The organism is Lentzea albidocapillata subsp. violacea, assembly GCF_900100275.1.
Lineage (GTDB): Bacteria > Actinomycetota > Actinomycetes > Mycobacteriales > Pseudonocardiaceae > Lentzea > Lentzea violacea.
Window position 1 is genome coordinate 396,272 of sequence record NZ_FNET01000003.1, and the last position, 20,396, is coordinate 416,667.

The 20,396-nt window shown below is 68.5% G+C and carries 14 protein-coding genes; 7 read left to right on the forward strand and 7 right to left on the reverse strand.

The window, feature by feature from the left end; all coding sequences use genetic code 11:
* Positions 1 to 175: 175 nt before the first annotated feature.
* Complete coding sequence (locus BLR21_RS09820) at positions 176 to 2,842, forward strand: hypothetical protein (protein WP_176929552.1); 2,667 nt, start codon at positions 176 to 178, stop codon at positions 2,840 to 2,842.
* Here BLR21_RS09820 and BLR21_RS09825 read toward each other — a convergent pair.
* On the reverse strand, positions 2,839 to 4,374 hold the full coding sequence (locus BLR21_RS09825; RefSeq protein WP_090005482.1) for an acyl-CoA dehydrogenase family protein: 1,536 nt from the start codon (positions 4,372 to 4,374) through the stop codon (positions 2,839 to 2,841). The genes BLR21_RS09820 and BLR21_RS09825 overlap by 4 nt on opposite strands.
* A 169-nt stretch (positions 4,375 to 4,543) precedes the next feature.
* Between BLR21_RS09825 and BLR21_RS09830 the strand changes: the two genes are divergently transcribed.
* Both BLR21_RS09830 and BLR21_RS09835 read left to right on the forward strand, forming a co-directional pair.
* Complete coding sequence (locus BLR21_RS09830; RefSeq protein ID WP_090005635.1) at positions 4,544 to 5,794, forward strand: FAD-binding oxidoreductase; 1,251 nt, start codon at positions 4,544 to 4,546, stop codon at positions 5,792 to 5,794.
* Positions 5,795 to 7,027 (forward strand): SAM-dependent methyltransferase, encoded by a 1,233-nt coding sequence (locus tag BLR21_RS09835; RefSeq protein ID WP_090005483.1) that lies wholly within the window; start codon positions 5,795 to 5,797, stop codon positions 7,025 to 7,027.
* A gap of 196 nt (positions 7,028 to 7,223) precedes the next feature.
* Here BLR21_RS09835 and BLR21_RS09840 read toward each other — a convergent pair whose 3' ends face one another.
* From BLR21_RS09840 to BLR21_RS09850, 3 genes are all read right to left on the reverse strand, one after another.
* Entirely contained in the window at positions 7,224 to 8,054 is an 831-nt protein-coding gene (locus tag BLR21_RS09840; RefSeq protein ID WP_090005484.1) for a S1C family serine protease, read from the reverse strand.
* A 66-nt stretch (positions 8,055 to 8,120) separates the two neighbouring features.
* Entirely contained in the window at positions 8,121 to 10,154 is a 2,034-nt protein-coding gene (locus tag BLR21_RS09845; RefSeq protein ID WP_176929553.1) for a putative bifunctional diguanylate cyclase/phosphodiesterase, read from the reverse strand.
* A 217-nt stretch (positions 10,155 to 10,371) separates the two neighbouring features.
* Positions 10,372 to 12,027, reverse strand: coding sequence for an FAD-binding dehydrogenase (locus BLR21_RS09850; RefSeq protein ID WP_090005486.1), 1,656 nt, complete (start codon positions 12,025 to 12,027; stop codon positions 10,372 to 10,374).
* Positions 12,028 to 12,476: 449 nt separating this feature from the next.
* Between BLR21_RS09850 and BLR21_RS09855 the strand changes: the two genes are divergently transcribed.
* The gene (locus tag BLR21_RS09855) at positions 12,477 to 12,920 is read left to right on the forward strand and encodes a DUF6098 family protein (RefSeq protein WP_090005487.1); all 444 of its coding nucleotides are present in this window, start codon (positions 12,477 to 12,479) and stop codon (positions 12,918 to 12,920) included.
* Here BLR21_RS09855 and BLR21_RS09860 read toward each other — a convergent pair.
* Positions 12,904 to 13,590, reverse strand: coding sequence for a hypothetical protein (locus tag BLR21_RS09860; protein ID WP_090005488.1), 687 nt, complete (start codon positions 13,588 to 13,590; stop codon positions 12,904 to 12,906). The genes BLR21_RS09855 and BLR21_RS09860 overlap by 17 nt on opposite strands.
* Before the next feature lie 106 nt (positions 13,591 to 13,696).
* On the opposite strand from BLR21_RS09860, the gene BLR21_RS09865 reads away from it, so the two are divergent.
* Together BLR21_RS09865 and BLR21_RS09870 are read left to right on the forward strand one after the other, a co-directional pair.
* Positions 13,697 to 14,236, forward strand: a complete 540-nt coding sequence (locus tag BLR21_RS09865) for a hypothetical protein (protein ID WP_090005489.1) — start codon at positions 13,697 to 13,699, stop codon at positions 14,234 to 14,236.
* Between the two features lie 254 nt (positions 14,237 to 14,490).
* Positions 14,491 to 17,724 (forward strand): S8 family serine peptidase, encoded by a 3,234-nt coding sequence (locus tag BLR21_RS09870; protein WP_420843866.1) that lies wholly within the window; start codon positions 14,491 to 14,493, stop codon positions 17,722 to 17,724.
* A gap of 53 nt (positions 17,725 to 17,777) precedes the next feature.
* Here BLR21_RS09870 and BLR21_RS09875 read toward each other — a convergent pair whose 3' ends face one another.
* Both BLR21_RS09875 and BLR21_RS09880 read right to left on the reverse strand, forming a co-directional pair.
* Positions 17,778 to 18,149, reverse strand: a complete 372-nt coding sequence (locus BLR21_RS09875) for a hypothetical protein (RefSeq protein ID WP_143027670.1) — start codon at positions 18,147 to 18,149, stop codon at positions 17,778 to 17,780.
* Positions 18,150 to 18,201: 52 nt separating this feature from the next.
* Entirely contained in the window at positions 18,202 to 19,284 is a 1,083-nt protein-coding gene (locus tag BLR21_RS09880; protein WP_256334589.1) for a mechanosensitive ion channel family protein, read from the reverse strand.
* 106 nt (positions 19,285 to 19,390) lie between these two features.
* Between BLR21_RS09880 and BLR21_RS09885 the strand changes: the two genes are divergently transcribed.
* Positions 19,391 to 20,395 carry a protein kinase family protein gene (locus BLR21_RS09885; protein WP_090005492.1) on the forward strand — a complete coding sequence of 335 codons (1,005 nt, stop codon included), beginning with the start codon at positions 19,391 to 19,393 and terminating at the stop codon, positions 20,393 to 20,395.
* Position 20,396 lies beyond the last annotated feature (1 nt).

The following is a 20,396-nucleotide window of genomic DNA, read 5'->3' on the forward strand; positions in this document are numbered from 1 at the left end:
CGCCGATCCGAATCGAGCTGTCCGGCTACCGTCGTTTGCCTTCCGCACGAGTGTGAGGGTGCAGATGACAGGTAGTCGGCCAGAACCGGTCTTTCCCGGATTGAACCAGCTCCTCGAAGTGATTCGCGGGCTGTGCGACCGACCGGGGTTCTTCTATCGGAGTCCGACCGAGGAAGTGGTCGGTGACCAGCCGCTTCCGCTGCTCTACGTGGAGAGCGAAGCCAGTCCGACGGATTTCCTGCGCGCGTTGGAGGCGAAGCTCGACACCGGCGTTCCGGGAATACCGCACGCATATGTCGACGTGTCCGCGGTGGCCGCAGAAGTTGACAAAAGATGGCCACCGAAGTCGCGGGAGACGCCACCGCTGCTGCCGTTGCTGGACGAGCTGTCCTTTCGGTTGTCCCAGATCCACATCGGCACCGAACGACTGACCAGGTTCGACCACTACCGGCTCGCCGACTGGCTCACCGGCAAGAAGCTGCCGAGCAAACCGGGACGGCAGGACGACCGGGCGAGCGTCATCGAGCTGTTGCGCAGCTGGACCGGCCGGACGGGCCAGGACGGCGAGGCGGTCAACCGGGCCGTCGACGCGTTCATCCCGGGTCTCGTGACGAGGCTGGGGCTCGGGCTCGTCGCCTGGGTCGGCACGAAGCTGGGCTTCCGGTGGCTGGCCAAGAGGGTGCCAGGGCTCGCGCGCGAGTCGAAGTGGTTCATGAAGGGGCAGAACTTCGCGCTGCCCAACCACTCCATCGAGTTCCTCGGGTTCGCTGAGCGGCTCACGCTGGGCCGCCGCGAGGCCGAGAGCGAGAAGCAGATCAAGCTGCTGCTCGTGCACGCGTTCCTGGAGGACCTGCGGATCGCGTACCGGCGGCGCGGACGGTTCCTGCCGCGCAGGGTCGGCTGGCGGCGCACCGCGTACGTTCCCGTGCTGCTCGACGGCGTGAACGAGAGCAACGGTGGCTGGGAGCTGCTCCAGCTGATCAACGAGGTGCGCAACCGGACCGGCGAACTGGACCCGTTGCTGGTGATCGCGGCGAGCTCGGCGCGGCCCGCGCTGTCGGAGACGTTCAAGACCAGGCCGTGGCGTGCGGAGAACGCCGTCGAAGCGCTGGCGACGTGGCGGCAGGAGCTGCCGGGCAAGCGCCAGCAGCTCGACGTGGCCGCGCGCTATCTCATGATCAAGCTGCCGTTCCCCGACCCGGAGCGGGTGACGTGGCTGGGCGCACCGGTCTTCCGGGCGGCGCCCGTGCGGTGGCTCGCCAAGTCGCGCAGGCTGGAGCTGATCATTTCGGCGATGGTCCTGTTGCTGCTGGTGCCGGGGTTCACGAAGGTGCAGGCGAACATCGAGGCGAACTGCTCGATCGTCGGCTCCGCGATCTCGCCGGGAGTGTCGACGAGGCTGATGGACGTCGACGGCCACCTGGAATGCGTCGGTTACAGCGACAACGACAACCAGGTGTTCGGCTCTAACGAACGGCTGCGGTGGACGCAGCAGGCGGTCTTCGCGCAGAACGCGGTGGCCGAACGGCTGCACGAGGACGCTCCCGGCCGTCCGCTGGTCTCGTTGCTGTACTTCTCCAGCCTCACCCACCGCGACGCCAACCCCGACGCCGACCACTCCCGTGCCGAGGAACTGGAGGGCATGCTGCTCAAGCAACGGCAGCAGAACGACAGGTCGCGCTCGGAACCGTTGCTGCGCATCGTGATCGCGAACGGCGGCGCGACGATGAAGAAGGCGCCCGAGGTGCTGCGGGACATGCTGACCCCGTTGCTGGAACGCGATCCCAGCATCATCGGCGTGATCGGGCTCGACCGCAGCGTCGCGGAGACCCAGGCCGTCATCACCGAACTCGGGGCGCTGGGGGTGCCGACCGTCGGCACCACGCTCACCGAGGCCTCGTTGCCGAGCAAGTCGGCGACGTACTTCCAGCTGATCCCCGGCAACGTCCGGCAGGCCGACCTGGTCCAGAGGTACGCGCAGCACCTCGGCGTGAGCAAGGTGACGATCTACCACCCGCCGCTGGGCAAGAACGACATCTACCTCACCGACCTGGTCGACGTGCTGGGCAAGCACCTCGCGGCCGCGTCCGTCAACGCCCAGGCCGTTCCGTGGGTCAACAGCCCGCAGGAACTGCGGTCGCAGTGCGCGGAGGACCACTCCAGCGAGATGGCGTTCTTCGCGGGGCGGGAGGAGGACTTCGGCGAGTTCCTGCGTGCGGTCGGCAGGGACTGCTACGACAAGAGCCGGCTGCCCCGCATCGTCGCCGACGACGCCATCATCCGGTTCATCGCGCAGAAGGCCAGCCGCACGCACGACTCACTGGCCGGTATGCGGGTGTCCTACGTGAGCATGGCCGGGCTGATCGTGCTCGCGGGAAAGGACTGCGTGCAGGGCAAACCGGATCCGACGAAGGTGCGTGGCGGCCAGCCGCTGGACGCGTTCTGCGCCGGCTACAGCAGGCTCGCCAAGGAGATCCAGGAGACCCCGCTCGCGCCGGAGGACAAACCTGCCAAGCCGTGGCCCGGTGAGCACATGGGTGTCGCCTACGACGCGACCGGACTGTTCCTCGACGCCGTGCGCAACGCCCAGAAGCGCCTGGGCAACCAGCCAGGACGCACGCCACAGCGGGGTGCGATCGGAGGCGAGCTGCGTGAGCTGAACTCCCACGGCGCCACCGGACGCACGGACTTCGCCGCGTCTCGCGTGGGGGAGCGGCGCAACTTCACGATCCTGGAACTCAAGAACATCCACGACTTCGAGGAGCAGCCCACGTGCGTGTTCGCGACCGGTGACCTCTACAGCACGGATTCGCCGAAGCTGGCCAACGGTTGCCCTGCCTAGACTTTAGGTACAGCCCGGTCGATGATCGAGGCGAAGTCGGTGGACTTGGGGAGCGTGCCGAACGCGACTCCCCAGTCCCCGCCCAGCCGTGAACCGAGGAACGCGTCCGCGACGGCGGGGTGCCCGTGCTTCACCAGCAGGGCACCCTGCAGGATCAGCGCCATCCTCTCCACGACCCGGCGAGCCTGCGACTCGTCCACATCGGACAGTGCGGTGCCGAGCTCGTGCAACGCCCTGTCGATGCGCTGGTCGACCCCGGTGACGGCGGCGAGGAACTCCTGCACCGAGTCGGGTTCCTTCTTCATCGCGCGCAGGACGTCGAGCGCGGCGACGTTGCCGGAGCCCTCCCAGATCGACATCAGCGGCGACTCGCGGAACAGCCGCGGCATCCCGCTGTCCTCGATGTACCCGTTGCCGCCCAGGCACTCCAACGCCTCGGCGGCGTGCACGGGGCCGCGCTTGCACACCCAGTACTTGGTGACCGCGAGGCCGAGCCGCGGCCGGTGCTGCGCGAGCCACATCGCGGCCGTGGTCGCCGCCTCGGACTCGATCGCGAGGTCCGCCAGCACGTTGCGCATGGCGGGCTGGTCGATCAGGTAGCTACCGAACGCCTTGCGGTGCGCGGCGTGGTGCGCGGCCTGCCTCAGTCCGGCGCGCATGCCCGCGGCGCTGCCGAGAACGCAGTCGAGCCGGGTCATGTTGACCATCTCGATGATGGTCCGCACGCCGCGGCCCTCGTCGCCGACCCGGTGCGCGAACGCCTCGTCGTACTCGATCTCGGCGGAGGCGTTGGACTTGTTGCCCAGCTTGTCCTTCAGGCGCTGCAGGAAGAACCGGTTGCGCGTGCCGTCCGGGAGCACTCGCGGCACGAGGAAGCACGTCAGCCCGCCGGGTGCCTGCGCGAGGGTCAGGAACACGTCCGACATCGGTGCCGAGGTGAACCACTTGTGCCCGGTCAGCAGGTAGCCGTCGGTGACCGGCTGCGCGACGGTCGTGTTCGCGCGGACGTCCGATCCGCCCTGCTTCTCGGTCATCGACATGCCGGCGATCAGGCCCTGCTTGGACAGCGGTGCGCGCAGCCCGAAGTCGTAGTTCCGCGCGGTGAGCAGAGGTTCGTAGCTTTCGGCCAGATCCGGCGCGACGCGCAAAGCGGGCACGGACGCGTAAGTCATCGAAATCGGGCATCCGTGGCCGGCCTCGACCTGGGACCACACGTAGAACCTGGCCGCCCGCTCCAGGTGCCCGCCGTCGACATAGGCATGCAAACCGTGCGAAACGGCGACGTCCATCAGTTCGTGCCAGGCGGGGTGGAACTCGACCTCGTCGATCCTGTTCCCGAACCGGTCATGGGTGTGCAGCACCGGCGGGTAGGCGTTCGCGAGCCTGCCGTGCTCCTGCCACTCGGGGCTGCCCGCGAGCCTGCCCAGCGAGTGCAGTTCGGCATCGTCGACCCAGCTGAGCAGGGCCGGGTCGTCCGCGACGTCGTGGCCGCTCAGCGGCGGGACCTGGTTGGTCACCTCGTGCGTAGCCATGCCCGCACGTTACTACTCGTAAGTAACTTTGGGCAGGGTGCCGGTGAAGATCGCTGGCCCATTCGGGCTTTTGGGCGTGCCAAGGACGCTGACGAGGAATAACGTCGTTCTGGTGAGTGACCATGGGCACAGCTCGGCCGTGGCTGCGCTGAGCGCGCAGTACGCCGCGATGCGCGAAGGTGCGCCAGTGCGGCTCGCGAAGAAGACGTCGAACCTCTTCCGGTTCCGGGCCGACCAGGCCGGCGGGCTCGACGTCGGCAGGTTCGACCGGGTCCTGTCCGTGGACCCGGTCGGACGCACCGCACAGGTGCAGGGCATGACCACCTACGAGAACCTCGTCGCCGCGACACTTCCCCACGGCATGATGCCGTTGGTGGTGCCGCAGCTCAAAACCATCACCATCGGCGGTGCGGTCGCCGGACTCGGCATCGAGTCCACGTCGTTCCGCAACGGGCTGCCGCACGAGTCCGTGCGGGAGCTGGAGATCCTCACCGGCGACGGCGAGGTGGTCGTCGCCAAACCGGACGACGACCTGTTCCGCGCGTTCCCCAACTCCTACGGGACGCTGGGCTACGCGCTGCGGCTGGAGATCGAGCTGGAGCCGGTGCGCCAGTACGTCCGGCTGCGACACGTGCCGTTCGGCTCCTTCGAGGAGTGCGCCGCCGTCATCGAGGAGGTCTGCGAGGACGGCTCGGCGGACTTCGTCGACGGCACCGTGTTCTCACGGGGCGAGATGTACCTGACGCTGGGCCACTACGCCGACATCGCGCCCTACACGTCGGACTACACCGGCAACCAGATCTACTACCGGTCCATCCAGAACCGCCGCACGGACCACCTGACGATCCACGACTACCTGTGGCGCTGGGACACCGACTGGTTCTGGTGCTCGCGGGCGTTCGGCGCGCAGAACCCGGTCGTCCGTCGCTTGTGGCCGAAGCGCTACCTGCGTTCGGACGTGTACCGCGGGCTCGTCGCGAAGCACCGGCGGCTGAGGCCGCGCACGGACGTCGAGCCGGTGATCCAGGACGTGGAGATCCCGGTCGCCGGACTGGCCGACTTCCTCGACTTCTTCGACCGCGAGATCGGCATCACGCCGGTGTGGCTGTGTCCCGTTCGCCTGCGGGACACCACGGGCTGGCCGCTGTACCCGATGGACAGGGACACGTTGTACGTCAACGTCGGGTTCTGGTCGGAGGTCCCGGTACGACCGGGGGAGAAGATGGGTGACCGCAACCGGCTGATCGAGCGCGAGGTGGCGCGGCTGGGCGGCCACAAGTCGCTGTACTCGGACTCCTACTACACCGAGGACGAGTTCTGGCGGCACTACAACGGTTCGCACTACCGGTCCGTGAAGGCCCGGTACGACCAGACGAACCGCCTGCCTGATCTGTACGCCAAGTGTGTCAGGGGACGATGAATGCGGTTGGCCTCCATTTTCCAGAGCATCACAGGTGGCAGCGACGTTCGCTTCCAGGCCTACGACGGCAGTACCGCCGGGCCTTCGGCAGCCTCGGTGTCCATCGACATCAAAACACCGGAAGCCCTGTCCTACCTGGCTTCCGCGCCGGGTGAACTGGGTCTGGCCCGTGCCTATGTGACGGGTCACCTGGAGATACTCGGCGACGTGCACGCCGGCCTCTCCCGGCTGTCGGAGTTCTCGCTGCGAGAGCTCCCGTGGCTGCAACGGGTGGAGCTGTTGCGGTTCCTCGGCCGGATCCGGTTGTCGCACAAGGTGTCTCCGCCGCCGCAGGAGACGCGCCTGCGCGGCCTGCGGCACTCCAAGGCCCGCGACTCGCAGGCCATCGCGCACCACTACGACGTCTCGAACCAGTTCTACGAGTGGGTCCTCGGCCCGTCGATGGCCTACACCTGTGCGGTGTACCCGACCCTGCAGTCCACTTTGGAGGAAGCGCAGTTCGCCAAGCACGATCTGGTGGCGCGCAAGCTGGGGTTGAAGTCCGGCATGAGACTGCTGGACGTCGGCTGCGGCTGGGGCGGCATGGTCATGCACGCGGCCCGCGAGTACGGCGTGCGGGCGATCGGCGTGACGTTGTCGCGCAACCAGGCCGAATGGGCGCAGAAGGCGATCGTCGAGGCCGGGTTGTCGGACCTGGCCGAGGTGCGGCACCTCGACTACCGCGACGTGCGGGAGACCGGGTTCGACGCGGTGTCGTCCATCGGCCTCACCGAGCACATCGGCAAGGCGAAGCTGCCCGCGTACTTCGCGTCCCTGTACGGGAAGCTGAAGCCCGGTGGCCGGCTGCTGAACCACTGCATCACCCGGCCGGACAACAAGCAGCGGGCGTTGTCGGGGCCGTTCATCGACCGGTACGTGTTCCCGGACGGTGAGCTGGTCGGGCCCGGCCACCTCGTGTCGCTGATGCACGACACCGGGTTCGAGGTGCGGCACGAGGAGAACATCCGCGAGCACTACGCCCTCACGCTCGCCGCCTGGAGTCACAACCTCGACACGCACTGGGAAGAGGCGGTCGACGAGGTCGGCGAGGCTCGGGCGCGGGTGTGGCGGCTGTACCTCGCGGCCTCGCGGCTCGGGTTCGAGCGCAACAACATCCAGCTGCACCAGGTGCTCGGGGTGAGGCTGGACGGGACGACGTCGCACATGCCGTTGCGCCCGGACTGGCTGTCCTGATCTTCGGCTGAGGGCCGCGGCGTCGCCGCGGCCCCATGCCCTGTCCCGCAGGTCTCGTCCGCGATAGTCGCGGCCGAGGGCCCCGGAGACGGCACCGCGCCCGGTATGAGGGCATCGCGGCGGCACCGCCTCCGGGACTCTCGACCGTGACTCTCATCAAACGGACCTGCAGGACAGGGCCTGGTCGCTTCGCCGGTCAGCTCAGCTCGTCCACGATCTGCTTGGCCGTGTTGGACGGGATCGCGAACCCGATGCCCACGCTCCCGGCCTCACCGCTGCTCGCCGCCGGCGAGTAGATCGCCGAGTTGATCCCGATCAGCTCACCGGCCGCGTTCACCAGCGCACCACCGGAGTTGCCGGGGTTGATCGACGCGTCGGTCTGGATCGCCTGGTACGACACGGAAGACGCGCGGCGGGTCTCGCCGGGCACGGTCACCTTGCGGTCCAGCGCGGACACGATGCCGGTCGTCACGGTGCCCTGCAGCCCGGACGGCGAGCCGATGGCCATCACCGCGTCACCGACCTTCACCGAACCGGAGTCCGCCCACTTGATCGGCGTGAGACCGGACGCCCCGGAGACCTGCAGCACGGCGAGGTCCGAGGCAGGGTCGGTGTTGACGACGGTGGCGGGCAGTTCGCGGCCGTCGTTGAACTTCACCGTGATCTGGCCGCCGGACGAGGCGACGACGTGGTTGTTGGTGAGGATCCTGCCGTCCGCGGAGAGGATCACGCCGGAGCCGAGACCGTTGCCGACGTTCACCTGGACGACCGAGGGCAGCACGTCGGAGGCGACGGCGCTCCAGTCCAGTGTGGACGTGTTCGCGATCGTCTGCGCGGAGACGGAGGAAGTCGCAGGGGTGGAGTCCGGCGAGGCGATCACCGCTCCGGTGACGCCTCCGAACAGGCCGGCGACGAGTGCCGCGGCCGTGAGCATCGGGGCCGTTCGGCGCCAGAACTTCGGGGCGACGACGGCGGGCTGCGGTTCCACCAGTGACCCGCTCATCGCGGGGAAGCTCTGCTCGGTCATGACTCCACGATGGACCCCCATCATGTGAACCAGCTGTGCCGAAACCCTGGAATACCCTGATAAGAACTAGCTGAGAAGAAGCGCGGAGACCTCCGAGGCCGACAGCGCCGGCCCGAAGTGCGCGCCCTGCCCGCCCGTCACGCCCAGCTTCGCCAGCCTCGCGGCCTCGGCGGGAGTCCGCACGTCCTCGGCGTAGAGCGGCAGCTTGAGCAACGTCGCCCACCGCAGCAGGGCCACCGAAGCGCTCTCCTCCACGCGGTTCGCGCCCTCGTCGAGACCGTGCACGACGGCGCCGGTGAACTTCACGCCGCTCAACGGCAACTGGCGCAGCCGGTCGACGCCGACGTTGCCGCCGTTCATCTGGTCCAGCACCAGCCCGATGCCGCGCTCGGCGAGGATCGTGAGCTCGTCGAGCTGTTCGTCGTTCAGCAACGCCGGCAGGTGCTCGTGCAGTTCGAAGCGCAGCAACGACGCGGGCAGGCCGGTGCGCTCCAGCACGCGGGCGACCTCGGCGACGAGTTCGGGCTCCTGGCACAGCCTTGGCGGCAGGTCGATCGAGAGCGCGGGCATCCGCGAGCCCAGCGCCAGGTGCCAGTCGGCCGCGTGCCGGCACGCGGCCACCAGCGCCCAGTGCATCAGGCGGACGATCATGCCGTTGTTCGACGACTGATCGAGGAACGCGTCCGGGCACAGCACCCCGCGTTCGGGGTGGTCCCAGATGATCTTGGCCTCCAGCGCGAGCACCGAGCCGTCGGCCAGCGAGTGGACGGGCAGGTAGTCGACGCGGAACTGGCCCTCTTCCAGCGCGCCGGGGATCGAGGCCGCGAGCGCGTACCTCTGCTTGTCGTGCACGTCCCGCTCGTGGTCGTACAGCGCCCACTGCGCCTTGCCGTCGCGCTTCGCCCAGCCGACCGTGACGTCCGCCGCGCGCAACAGGTCCGCCGAGTCGCCGCCGCGCGCCTCCCGCGCCACGATGCCGACGCTCGTGGTCACGCCGACGCCGTGCGAGCCGATCCAGATCGGCTCTTCCAGGCGTGCGGTGAAGTCCTCGACCAGGGCGACCACGCTCCGCACGTCCTGCGGGTCCTTCACCAGCACGCCGAACTCGTCCTCGCCGATGCGCGCGACCTTGGCGACCCCCTCGGAGAACACCGCCCGCAGGTGCGTCGCGACGTGCATCAGCACCCGGTTGCCGGCCTCGTGCCCGAACGCGTCGTTCACGCCGCGGAACCCGTCGATGTCGACCTGCACGAGCGCGAGCCTCTCCGGCCCCTTCGAGCCGGCCACGCCCTCCAGCCAGCCGAGGAACTGCGCGCGGTTCGGCAGGCCCGTCTGCACGTCGTTGAGGCTCTGCCGCACGAGCTGCGTCTGCAGCGCGCGCATCTCGCTCATGTTCTCGATCATGGTGACGAGGTACGGCGGCGTGCCGTCCTCCTCGCGCACCACCGAGATCGCCATGTGCGTCTGGATCGTCTCGCCGTCGCTGCGGACCATCCGCTTCTCGACCCGGATGTTGTCGTACTCGGACGCGATCAGCTGCTTCGTCAGCTCCCGCAGCCCGGCCCTGTCGTCCGGGTGCACGATGTCGCGGCCGCTCATCCTGAGCAGGTCCTCGTGCCGGTAGTCGAGCATTGCGAGCAACGCCTCGTTGACGTCGATGATCTCGCCCTTGAGGCCGCTCACGATGATGCCGAACGCCGAGCTCTCGAAGACCGCGCGGAACTTGGCCTCGCTCGCCCTGACCGCGGCCTCGGCCCGGCGCATCGTGGTGATCGCGGCCGTGCGGCTCAGCTCCTGCTGGTCGAGCGTGCGGTCGCGCAGCCCCTCCGCGTACCCGGCGGCGAGCGCGGCCAGCTGGGCCGGCGTGACCGGGGTGTGCTCACCCAGGGACGTGAGCGAGTGCTCCAGCGTCGCCGAGGCGATGAAGTCGTGCTCGACCATGGACCGGCCGACCTGCCGCGCCTCGTCCACACCACCACTGAGCAACTGCTCGACGTAGCCGCCGAGCAGTTGCTCGAGCTTCTCGCGCGTGAAGTTCGCGACGAGGGTGTTGGAGATCGCCGCCGCCCAGCGAACGGCGGGCTCTCGGCTGTCGACCATGTTCATTCAGCTCAGGTGGCCGTTCGTGGGGGACCGGGAAAGCTTACTGATCAGTCAGGGCCTGTCCAACCGAACCCCGAACCCCGGCTGAGAATCGACGGATCCGCCACGAAATCACTCGTTTGAACTAATGAATCACCTTGCCCGAAGGTCGAATCGGCCAATTGTCAGCGAGATGTGTATTCGTACGTGAGCACAGCCACCATTGGCGCCGGGCCTACTTGACGGCTTCCGCCGCCGCACGCCCGGCCACCCGGCCGGAGAACAGGCAACCGCCGAGGAACGTGCCCTCCAGCGCGCGGTAGCCGTGCACACCACCGCCACCGAACCCGGCGGCCTCACCGGCGGCGTACAGGCCCGGCAGCACCGCGCCGGACGTGTCGAGCACCCGTGACGACAGGTCGGTGTGCAGGCCGCCCAGCGTCTTGCGCGTGACCACCGAGAGCCTGACCGCGATCAGCGGACCGGCCTTGGGGTCGAGCAGCCGGTGCGGCTCGACGACGCGGATCAGCTTGTCGGTGAGGAAGTGCCGTGCCGCGCGGATCGCGTTGACCTGCATGTCCTTGCTGAGACCCGCGGTGACCTGGCGGTCGCGCTCGACGATCGTCTTCTCGAGCTGCGCCGCGTCGATGCGCGAGTCGCCGGTCAGCGCGTTCATGCCGCGGGCCAGGTCCGCGACCGTGCCGGCCTGGATGAACTCCTTGGACTTCTGCGCGAACGCCTCCACGGGTGCCACGGCGCCCGGCAGCGCGCGCTTGAGGACGGCCCTCGTGTCCTTGCCCGTGAGGTCCGGGTTCTGCTCGGAGCCCGACAGCGCGAACTCCTTGCCGATGATCCTCTTGTTCAGCACGAACCACGAGTGCTCGTGGCCGTGGGAGGTGATGTGCTGCAACGACCCCAGCGCGTCGAAACCGGGGAACAGCGGGATCGGCAGCCTCCTGCCCTCGGCGTCGAGCCACAGCGACGACGGGCCGGGCAGGATGCGGATGCCGTGCCGCGACCACACCGGGGCGTAGTTCGCGATGCCCTCGGGGTAGTGCCACATGCGGTCGGCGTTGATGATCGCGCCGCCGGCCTTCTGGGTGATCTCCATCATCGAGCCGTCGACGAAGTCCGGCACACCGGCCAGCATGAACTTCGGTGGCGTGCCCATCCGCTCGGGCCAGTTCCTGCGCACCAGGTCGTGGTTGCCGCCGATGCCGCCGGACGTGACGATCACGGCCTGGGCGCTGAACGAGAAGTCGCCCGCCACGGTCCGTGAGCTCGGTTCGGCCCTGCCGGTCGCCGAGGCCTCCAGCACGTCGCCGGACACGCCGTCGCACACGCCGTCGGTGACGTTGACGTTCGTGACCTTGTGGCGGAACTTGAGCGTCACGAGTCCCTTCGCGACGGCCTCCCGCACCCGGCGCTCGAACGGCTCGACGACGCCCGGCCCGGTGCCCCACGTCACGTGGAAGCGCGGCACCGAGTTGCCGTGCCCGTCCGCCAGGTAGCCGCCGCGCTCGGCCCACTGCACGAACGGGAACCAGCGCATTCCCATGTTGTGCAGCCAGGAGCGCTTCTCGCCGGAGGCGAAGTCCACATAGGCCTGCGCCCACAGCCGCGGCCAGTGGTCGTCCTCCCGGTCGAACGCCGCCGAGCCCATCCAGTCCTGCAACGCCAGGTCGTGCGAGTCCTTGACCCGGAGCCTGCGCTGCTCGGGGGTGTCCACCATGAACAACCCGCCGAACGACCACCAGGCCTGGCCGCCGAGCGACGCCTCCGGCTCCTGGTCGAGGAGAATGACCTTGCGACCCGCGTCCGCGAGTTCTGCGGTCGCGACGAGACCTGCGAGGCCCGCGCCGACGACGATGACATCCGCGTCATGTGCCATCGGGCGAGTCTAGATCTACCGCTGGTCACGCACGAGACCTGAGTCAGTTTCACTTTTTGCGGGAGGGTGCTCGATGAGCTTCCGACCGGCTTCCGAGGTGGGTTTCACGACGTCGACCACGCGTTTTGTGGCGCCGGGGTCCGTCACGAACGGCGAGTTGGTCGCGTTCTGAGGGTGCCGTCGACCGTCACTACCGGTGAGGGGGGTTTACCGGAGTGCCGGTCGACGGCGGGTTGACCGCGGCGCGAGCACGCGACGCCTGCGGAAGGGCTTTTCCGGCCTGGGGGTGCCGGATCGCCCTGGCGACCAGCTCGAGCGCCAGCGGCCAACCACATTGTTGAACGTACAACCGGAGCGTGGTGTTCCGGTCGGCTTTCACTGTGACCAGGCTCAATTCCTTCAGCCGGTCTTCAGGTTTCCTTCAGTTTCGGCCGGGTACGTCACGAAGTGTGACAGCACGGCTGCCGACGATCACGAGCCTCGCCGAGCTCACGGGCTTCATCGGCGACGACGTCTACCTGCGCTGGTCCCAGGGCCCCGAGGCCGACGAAGCCTCGACGTCGCGCGACTCGCTGACCGGCGTGGAGCTCCCTGGCCTGTCCGCGAGTCCGCTGCACATCGAACCGTGGTGGGGCGACCGCTCCCGCGAGCTGTGGGTGGCCCGCCGCCTCTTCGACTACCGCCACCTGCGCGATCTGCGCGGGCCCGGCGTCCGCGCGTGGGTGCTGCGCGGCGCCGAGGTGGGCCGCGGCCCGGACAACGAACCCCTGGTCCGCTGCCTCGACGCGCTCGCCTGGGTGGCTGACAGCGCACTGCGGGAGTGCTCGGCGCTGGTCGGCGCCCAGCGTTCCGACGAGTGGGGGCCGCTCGACCGTTCTAACTCAGATCATTGAGCTTGCGTTCGGCGGCCTTCCGCGCCTTCTCGGCCCCGCTCGTGACCCGTTTGGCGTCCTCCAGCCGTTCCGCGGCCCGGTCGAACGCCCGCTGCGCCGCCAGCTGGTCGGCCTGGGCCTCGCCGAGTGCCTGCTCGGCCTCGTCCAGCGCCTGCTGAGCCTCGGCCCGCTTGCGTTCCTGCCGCTCCCGCCGCTTGCGGGCCAGCGCGTCCTCGCCGTCCTGAGCCGGCTCGGGGGTGGGGAGCGCGAAGCCGAAGCCCGAGTACTCCAGCGCCTTGGACAGGTGCCCGTCGCGCACCTGTTCGGCGGACTCGGGGTCGGCCATCGCGGCCGTCAGCGTGTTGCGCACCTGCGTGACGGCGTCGTCCGCGAGCGGTCCGGTCAGCTCCAGCGTGCGGTAGACCAGCGCTTCCATGAGCTCTTTGCGCTTGCGGCCCAGCTCCCGCATGGTCAGCTGCGCCGTGGAGAGGCCGAGCGCCTCCTCCAGACCCTCAGGCGCGTCCCGCACGAGCTTGTTGACCGCCCAAGCGCCCACGGTGGGCTTGCGGAGCTCCTGGATGGCCTTGGCCAGGTCCTTGTCGTCGGCCTGCTTGGCCGCGGCGTTGCGGGCCGCGGTGAAGTCCTTCGGAGGCAGGCCGTAGAGCTCGTCGGCGACCGGCTTCAGGTCCATGGGCGCAAGGTAGCGCCTGACCGGCCCTCAGTCCTGCCGAACGGCGTTCAACGAGACGAGCTCCGGCGGCGTTCAAGAGGCAGGATCGGGTAAACAGGATGGGGAGATGCATACCAGGTGGAGATGGGTCCTGTTCGGCCTCGGCGCCGCCGTGGCCGCGGTCGGTCCGCTCGCGGCCGTGGACGGTCCCTGGTACGGCTACGTCTTCGGCGGCCTGTGGTTCCTCATGGGCGGCACGGTGGCGTGGCGGACCTTCAAGATGGGCACCAGGGTCACGAGCGAGGGCATCACGTCGAACGGGCTCGACCGGCAGGTCACCGTCGAGTGGTGTGACGTCGAGGTGATCGAACCCGCCCGCAAGAGGAACCTGATCTTCTTTCACACCATCGCGCCCACGGCACGGCTGCGCCGGGGCCGGCACGCGCTGACCGAGCTGAGCCTGCTCTCGATCAAAAAGGACTCGGTGCCCGAACGGACCGCGAAACACGTGACGGAACTCCAGCAGGCCCTCGTCGCACATCGCGCTCACTGTCCCGCGTGTGGAGCGCAGCCTGAAGTGCTCGCCACCCCGCAGGGGATCGTCGGTCGCCTGCGGGCGAGATTGCGTGAGCTAATGGGCGGAAATAGCGATCAGTCCATCGCCTGATACCGGGATCCTGTTACACGCCAACGCCGTTCACCGTTGACGCAGCCTTGACATTCCCCTCCATCAGCCCTTGACTGGAGGACGGTTGCTCGTTCCACGGTGAAAAAGAAACGCGCAGCATTAAAAGCGTGCCTGTACAAGCCGCTGAACAGTCCAATGTGGATCTGAAAATTAGTCCGGTCCGACGATTGCCCCTCGCGATGCGAAGAGATGTGCTTCGGAGCACTCTTTACCCCACGAAGGGCACATGCGCCGTGAAGAACTGGAGACGCCGCACCGGCACGGTCTTGCTGACCGCGGTGCTGGGCACTACCGGGTTCGGCTTCGCCGCCACCCCTGCCATCGCGCAGAACGCACCGCAGCAGCAGCCGGCCGCTGACAAGCAGCTGGACAAGCAGGACCGGGCACTCGTCGACCAGGCGGCCCGCGAGGGCAAGCCGACCGTCGACCTGCTGGTCGCCGCCGAGGACGGCAAGACCGACGCCGCGGTCAACGACCTCAAGGCGCTCGGCGCCACGGTCCAGAAGACCGAGAAGGACGTCGACTACGTCAAGGTGACCATCCCGCGGGAGAACGCGGCGAAGGCCGCCAAGCTGGCCTCGGTCAGCACCGTGGACGTCGACGGCCTCGTCGCCCTCGACGACCCGCGTCCCGAAGGCATGGAGCAGCCCGCTCCGCAGAAGGCGCCGGACTCGAAGACGCCGCGCACCAACCCGTACATGCCGACGAAGGACACGCAGGCGGCGCAGTTCGCCCTCGCGAACCCGAAGTGGGACGGCCGCGGCACCACGATCGCCGTGATCGACTCCGGTGTCGACCTGGACCACCCCGCGCTGGCGACCACCAGTACCGGTGAGCGCAAGATCGTCGACTGGTTCACGGCCAACAACCCAGCGTCCGGCGACGGCACCTGGGTCACCATGACCAAGACCGGCAAGGTCGGCAAGTTCACCGAGGGCGGCCAGGAGTGGACGGCGCCCGCGACCGGTGGCCCCTACTCGTTCGGTCTCTTCCGTGAGATCGCCGGCGACCTCGGCGGCGCCGGCAGCGAGATCGGCGGTGACATCAACCGCGACGGCGACCGCCTCGACTCGTGGGGTGTCCTCCAGGACATCACGACGAAGGAAGTCTTCGTCGACACCGATGGTGACGCCAACTTCACCAACAACCCGCGGATGATCGACTACAAGGTCAAGAAGGACTCCGGGTTCTTCGGCACCGACAACCCCGCGACGCCGGTCATCGACCGTGTGGCGTTTGTCGTGCAGACCGACAAGTCGATCTACGACACGGGCGGCACGCCGTACGTCAGCCTCGGCATCTCCGCCGGTGCGCACGGCACGCACGTCGCCGGCATCACCTCGGCGCACCGGCTGTTCGACGGCCGGATGGCCGGCGCGGCACCCGGCGCGAAGCTGATGTCCATCAAGGCCTGCCTCTCCACGCCGGCCTGCACGAGCTCCGGTCTCATCGACGGTGTCCTCTACGCCGCGCGCAACGGCGCCGACGTCGTGAACATCTCGATCGGTGGCCTCCCGGCGCTCAACGACGGCAACAACGCCCGTGCGGAGCTCTACAACCGCACGATCGACGAGTACAACGTCCAGCTCTTCATCTCGGCGGGCAACTCGGGTGCGGGCGCGAACACCGTCGGTGACCCGTCGGTGGCGACGAACGCGCTGAGCGTCGGCTCGTCCATCACCAAGGAGACCTGGCTCTCCAACTACGGCTCGAAGACCGAGCAGAAGCAGAGCCTGCACGGCTTCTCGTCGCGCGGCCCGCGTGAGGACGGCGGCTTCAAGCCGAACATCATCGCGCCCGGCTCGGCGATCTCCACCACGCCGCGCTGGCAGGCGGGCGGCCCGGTGGCCGGCACGTACGAGCTCCCGGCCGGGTACGCCATGTTCAACGGCACCTCGATGGCCGCCCCGCAGGCGACCGGTGCCGCCGCGCTGCTCGTGAGCGCGTTCAAGGCCACGCACGACGGCCAGCGGCCCACCAGCGCCGAGCTGCGCTACGCGATCCAGCGCAGCGCGAACTACGTGAGCGCCCTCGGTGCCTACGAGCAGGGCGCGGGCCTCTTCAACACCAACGCCGCGTGGAAGCTGCTGGACAAGCACTCCGTGCCGGACCAGGTCACCACGTCCGTCGCGGTCAACACCGTCCTCAGCGGACTGCTGGCCACCCCGAACGTCGGTGTCGGCATCCACGACCGTGAAGGCGTGACCGCGGGCCAGGAGTACACCCGCACCTACACGCTGACCCGCACCACGGGCCACGACGACGAGCGCTACAACGTCTCGTGGAAGGGCAACGACGGCACGTTCTCGGCGCCGAAGAAGGTCGACCTGCCGCTGAACACGCCGGTCCAGTTCGCCGTCAAGGTCAAGGCCAGGACCGCGGGCGTGCACAGCGCCGTCCTGCAGCTCGACAACCCGGAGACCCCCGGCGTCGACTCGCAGACCCTGAACACCGTGTTCGCGGCGGAGAACTTCAACGCCGCCAACAAGTTCTCGGTCACCAAGTCCGGCACGATCGCGCGCAACCAGTCGACCAGCCTCTTCGTGAACGTGCCCAAGGGCACGACCGCGCTGAAGGTCGACATGAACGCCGGTGGCGCCGAGGCCGGCAAGGGTCAGGTCCGCTTCCTGCGCTACACCCCGCAGGGCACGGCGGCCGACTCGACCAGTTCGCTCAACTGCTACAACCCGGACGCGGGCGCCGGTTGTGCCGGTGGCACACCGACCAGCCGTACGGTGGTCAGCCCGATGGCCGGCGTGTGGGAGATCGTGATCGAGGCGCGTCGCACCTCCGACGCCGCCGTGGCGCCGTACTCGGTGACCGCGTCCGTGCTCGGCACGACGGTCAGCCCGAACCCGGACACCATCGCGTCCGGCACGCTGGGCACCCCGATCGAGCGCGCCTACACCGTCACGAACACGCAGGCCGGCTTCACCGGCCGGCTCGCGGCGGGCGCTGTCGGCAGTGCCAAGTCGGCCCGTCCGACGATCGCGAACCTGGAGTCCCAGCAGTACCCGATCGTGGTACCGGCCGGCGCGTCGAAGCTCACCGTCACGATCGGCAACCCCGCCGACCAGGGCGCTGACCTCGACCTGTCCGTCTACAACTGCACGTCGGGCAGCTGCGTGCTCGCCGGTCAGGATGCGGACGCGGACTCCGAGGAATCGGTGACGATCAGCAACCCGGCCGCCGGTACCTGGGTCGCCCTGGTGGACGGCTACGCGGTGCCCGCGGGCACCACGGCGTTCGACTACTTCGACGTCTTCACCTCGGCCGCTCTCGGCACGCTGTCCGTCACGGACAGCAACGCCGACCGCGTCGCCGGTGCGTCGTGGAACGCGACGGGCGTCATCACGCCGCTGGGCCAGCCCGGTGCCGGCCGCGTGCTGCGCGGTGAGCTCGAGGTGCGCACGGCCGACAACACCGTCGTCGGTGGCGGGGCCGTGATCATCCAGGCAGTCAGCTAGCAGTTCGACAGAACGTAGAAAGCCCCAGGGTCCACGAGATCCTGGGGCTCTTTCTACGGTTCGGGCAGCTTGTTGCCGAGCGGCTCGTCCAGGTCCACCTTGGACACACCGGTGATCAGATACGCGTCTTCCACCTTGTCGACCGGCATCTCGGCGCGCAGGTAGCCGATTCTCCGATCCCGCGACTCGACGGTCGCGCCCAGCCTCTCCAGTGCCTGCTCGACCTCCTTGTCGCGTCCCGGCTGCACGGAGATCATCAGTGGCACTGTGAGGTGGCCGTCGCGCTTCGCCTGCTCGACCCGGAGCTTGTCCGGTTTTGCTGAGGACACGGTCGGCACCTCCGCCAAGGGCACGGCTGGAGACCCGTTCGTACCACAACTGCCGAGAGCCAGCGCGCAGAACGCGACGGCGAGCGGTCTTCTCATGTGGTGAGGACGGGACGGGCTCCGCGGACGGTTGCATCCTGTTTGCAGCCGGTCACTGCTTGGGTCCCGCAAACGCTTGCTCCCGCAGTGTCCCATCGGCGCTCTCGCCGAACACCCGAGCGTCCGTGTGCTGGTCACCGGCGGGCTGAGCCTTCTTGACCCCGGTCACGGTCTTGGTCCTGACCTGCGGCAACGCGCCGCCGTGCTGGCGCTGCACCCAATCCACCAGGTGCTCGCGCGTCAGGCACCGCAGGTCCCACAGCTTGCCGGCGTCAGCGGCACTCACCAGCGCACGCAACCGCACGAACCCGTTCGTGGCCTGCGTGACCTGCAGAACGGACACCCGCCCGTCCCACAGATCGCTGCCCTCCAGCATGGACCGCATCTCCTGCCGCATCGCCTCGACCGGCACCGTCCAGTCCAGATCGAGCTCCACGGTCCCGAGCAACGCCGACTGCGTGCGCGTCCAGTTCTCGAAGGGCGTCCTGAGGAAGTACGAGGTCGGCAACACCATCCGCCGGTCGTCCCACAGGTGCAGCACCACGTACGTCAGCGTGACGTCCTCGACCCGCCCCCACTCGCCCTCGACCACCACGACGTCGTCGAGCCGCACCGCGTCGCTGAACGCGATCTGCAGCCCCGCGATCAGGTTGCCCAGCAACGACTGCGCGGAGAACGCCGCCACCGCACCGATGAGCGCGGCGGACGCCAGCACGGTCGACCCGACCGCCCGAGCGCCGGGGAACGTCATCAGGATCGCGCCGACCGCCAGCACCCCGATGACCACCAGCACCAGCCGCCGCACCAGCACGACCTGCGTGTGCACCCGCCGCGCGTGCCGGTTGTCCGTGACATCAGTGCGAATCCGCGACAGCGAAACGTCCACAAGGGTGCTGATCAGCGCGGCCAGCAGCCACGCTCCCGCCAGGATCAACGCGATCCCCAGCGCGTGCAACGCGACCGGGGCGTCGACCGGGTACGCGCTCAGGCTTATCTGTGCGGCCAGCAACGCTCCGAACACCTGGCCGGGCCGGTACATCCTGCCGCTGTGGGCGAAGCGGCGGACCAGGCGGTGGATCACCTCCACCGCTAGCAGCGCGAAGACCACCGAACAGCCCATGACGACGAACAGCACTGTGCCTCCTCCCGTGTCGAGGCCGGGTACCCGGCCTTCGGGGCGAAGAACACCATGTCACGGCTCACCATTGCGTTCCTGGTTTGAGTCTTATAGACTCAAACCCATGTTCACCACATCGGAGGCGCTGGAACTCCTCGAGCGCGCCGCATCGGCCGAGGCCCTGTTCGGGCCTCGCAGCGCCGATCCCGGCAGGCGCAGGGAGGTGCGGCGCCGCTACCACGCGCTGGCCTCGGTGCTGCACCCCGACGTGGTCGGACCGGCCAACGCTCGGGCGCACGCGGCCTCGGCGAACCTGACGCGGCTGCATCACGAGTGGGCCAACAACACCAGCGTCGAACTGAAAACGAGGACCGGCGTCTACCGCATCGGGGAGCCGTTCGCGGTCGGCAGCATCGCCAACCTGTACGAAGCCGACGGGCCATACGTCGTGAAGGTCGTGCGCAATCCGGCGCTCAACCCGTTGCTGCACGGCGAATGGCAGGCGTTGAGGGCGTTGGAGCGCTTCACCGACGTGCACCACTGGTTGCGGCCCTTCTACCCGCGGCTGCTCGACACGTCCGGTGATGTCGCCAAGGGCTCAAGGGCGTTCACGGTGCTCGACCCGCTGGTGGACGGGTTCGTGACGCTCGCCGACGTCAAGACCGCTTTCCCACAGGGCCTGGATGGGCGCGACTACGCGTGGATGCATCGCAGGCTGCTCAAGGCGTTGGCCGGCGCGCACCGGATCGGTCTGGTGCACGGGGCCGTCACGGCCGAGAACGTCCTGGTGCACCCGGAACAGCACGGGATCGTGCTGGCCGGCTGGTCGTTCGCCGTGGAGGAAGGCCAGCGACTCCTCGCGACCAGCAAGAGCATCAGCTATCCGCCCGAGGTGGTCCAAGGCGAACCGGTCACGGCCGCCACGGACGTCCACATGGCACACACGCTGATGCTTGATCTGTTGAACCACAACGAACATAGGCAACAAGCATTCGCGCGAGGTTGCCTGCAGGAACGCCCGTCGCGCCGGCCTGACGCCGCCGACCTGCTGCGCGAGTACGACGACCTGCTCGAAGAACTGTACGGACCAAGGGTTTTCCGCCCGTTCGCTCTGCCAAAAGGAGAATGAC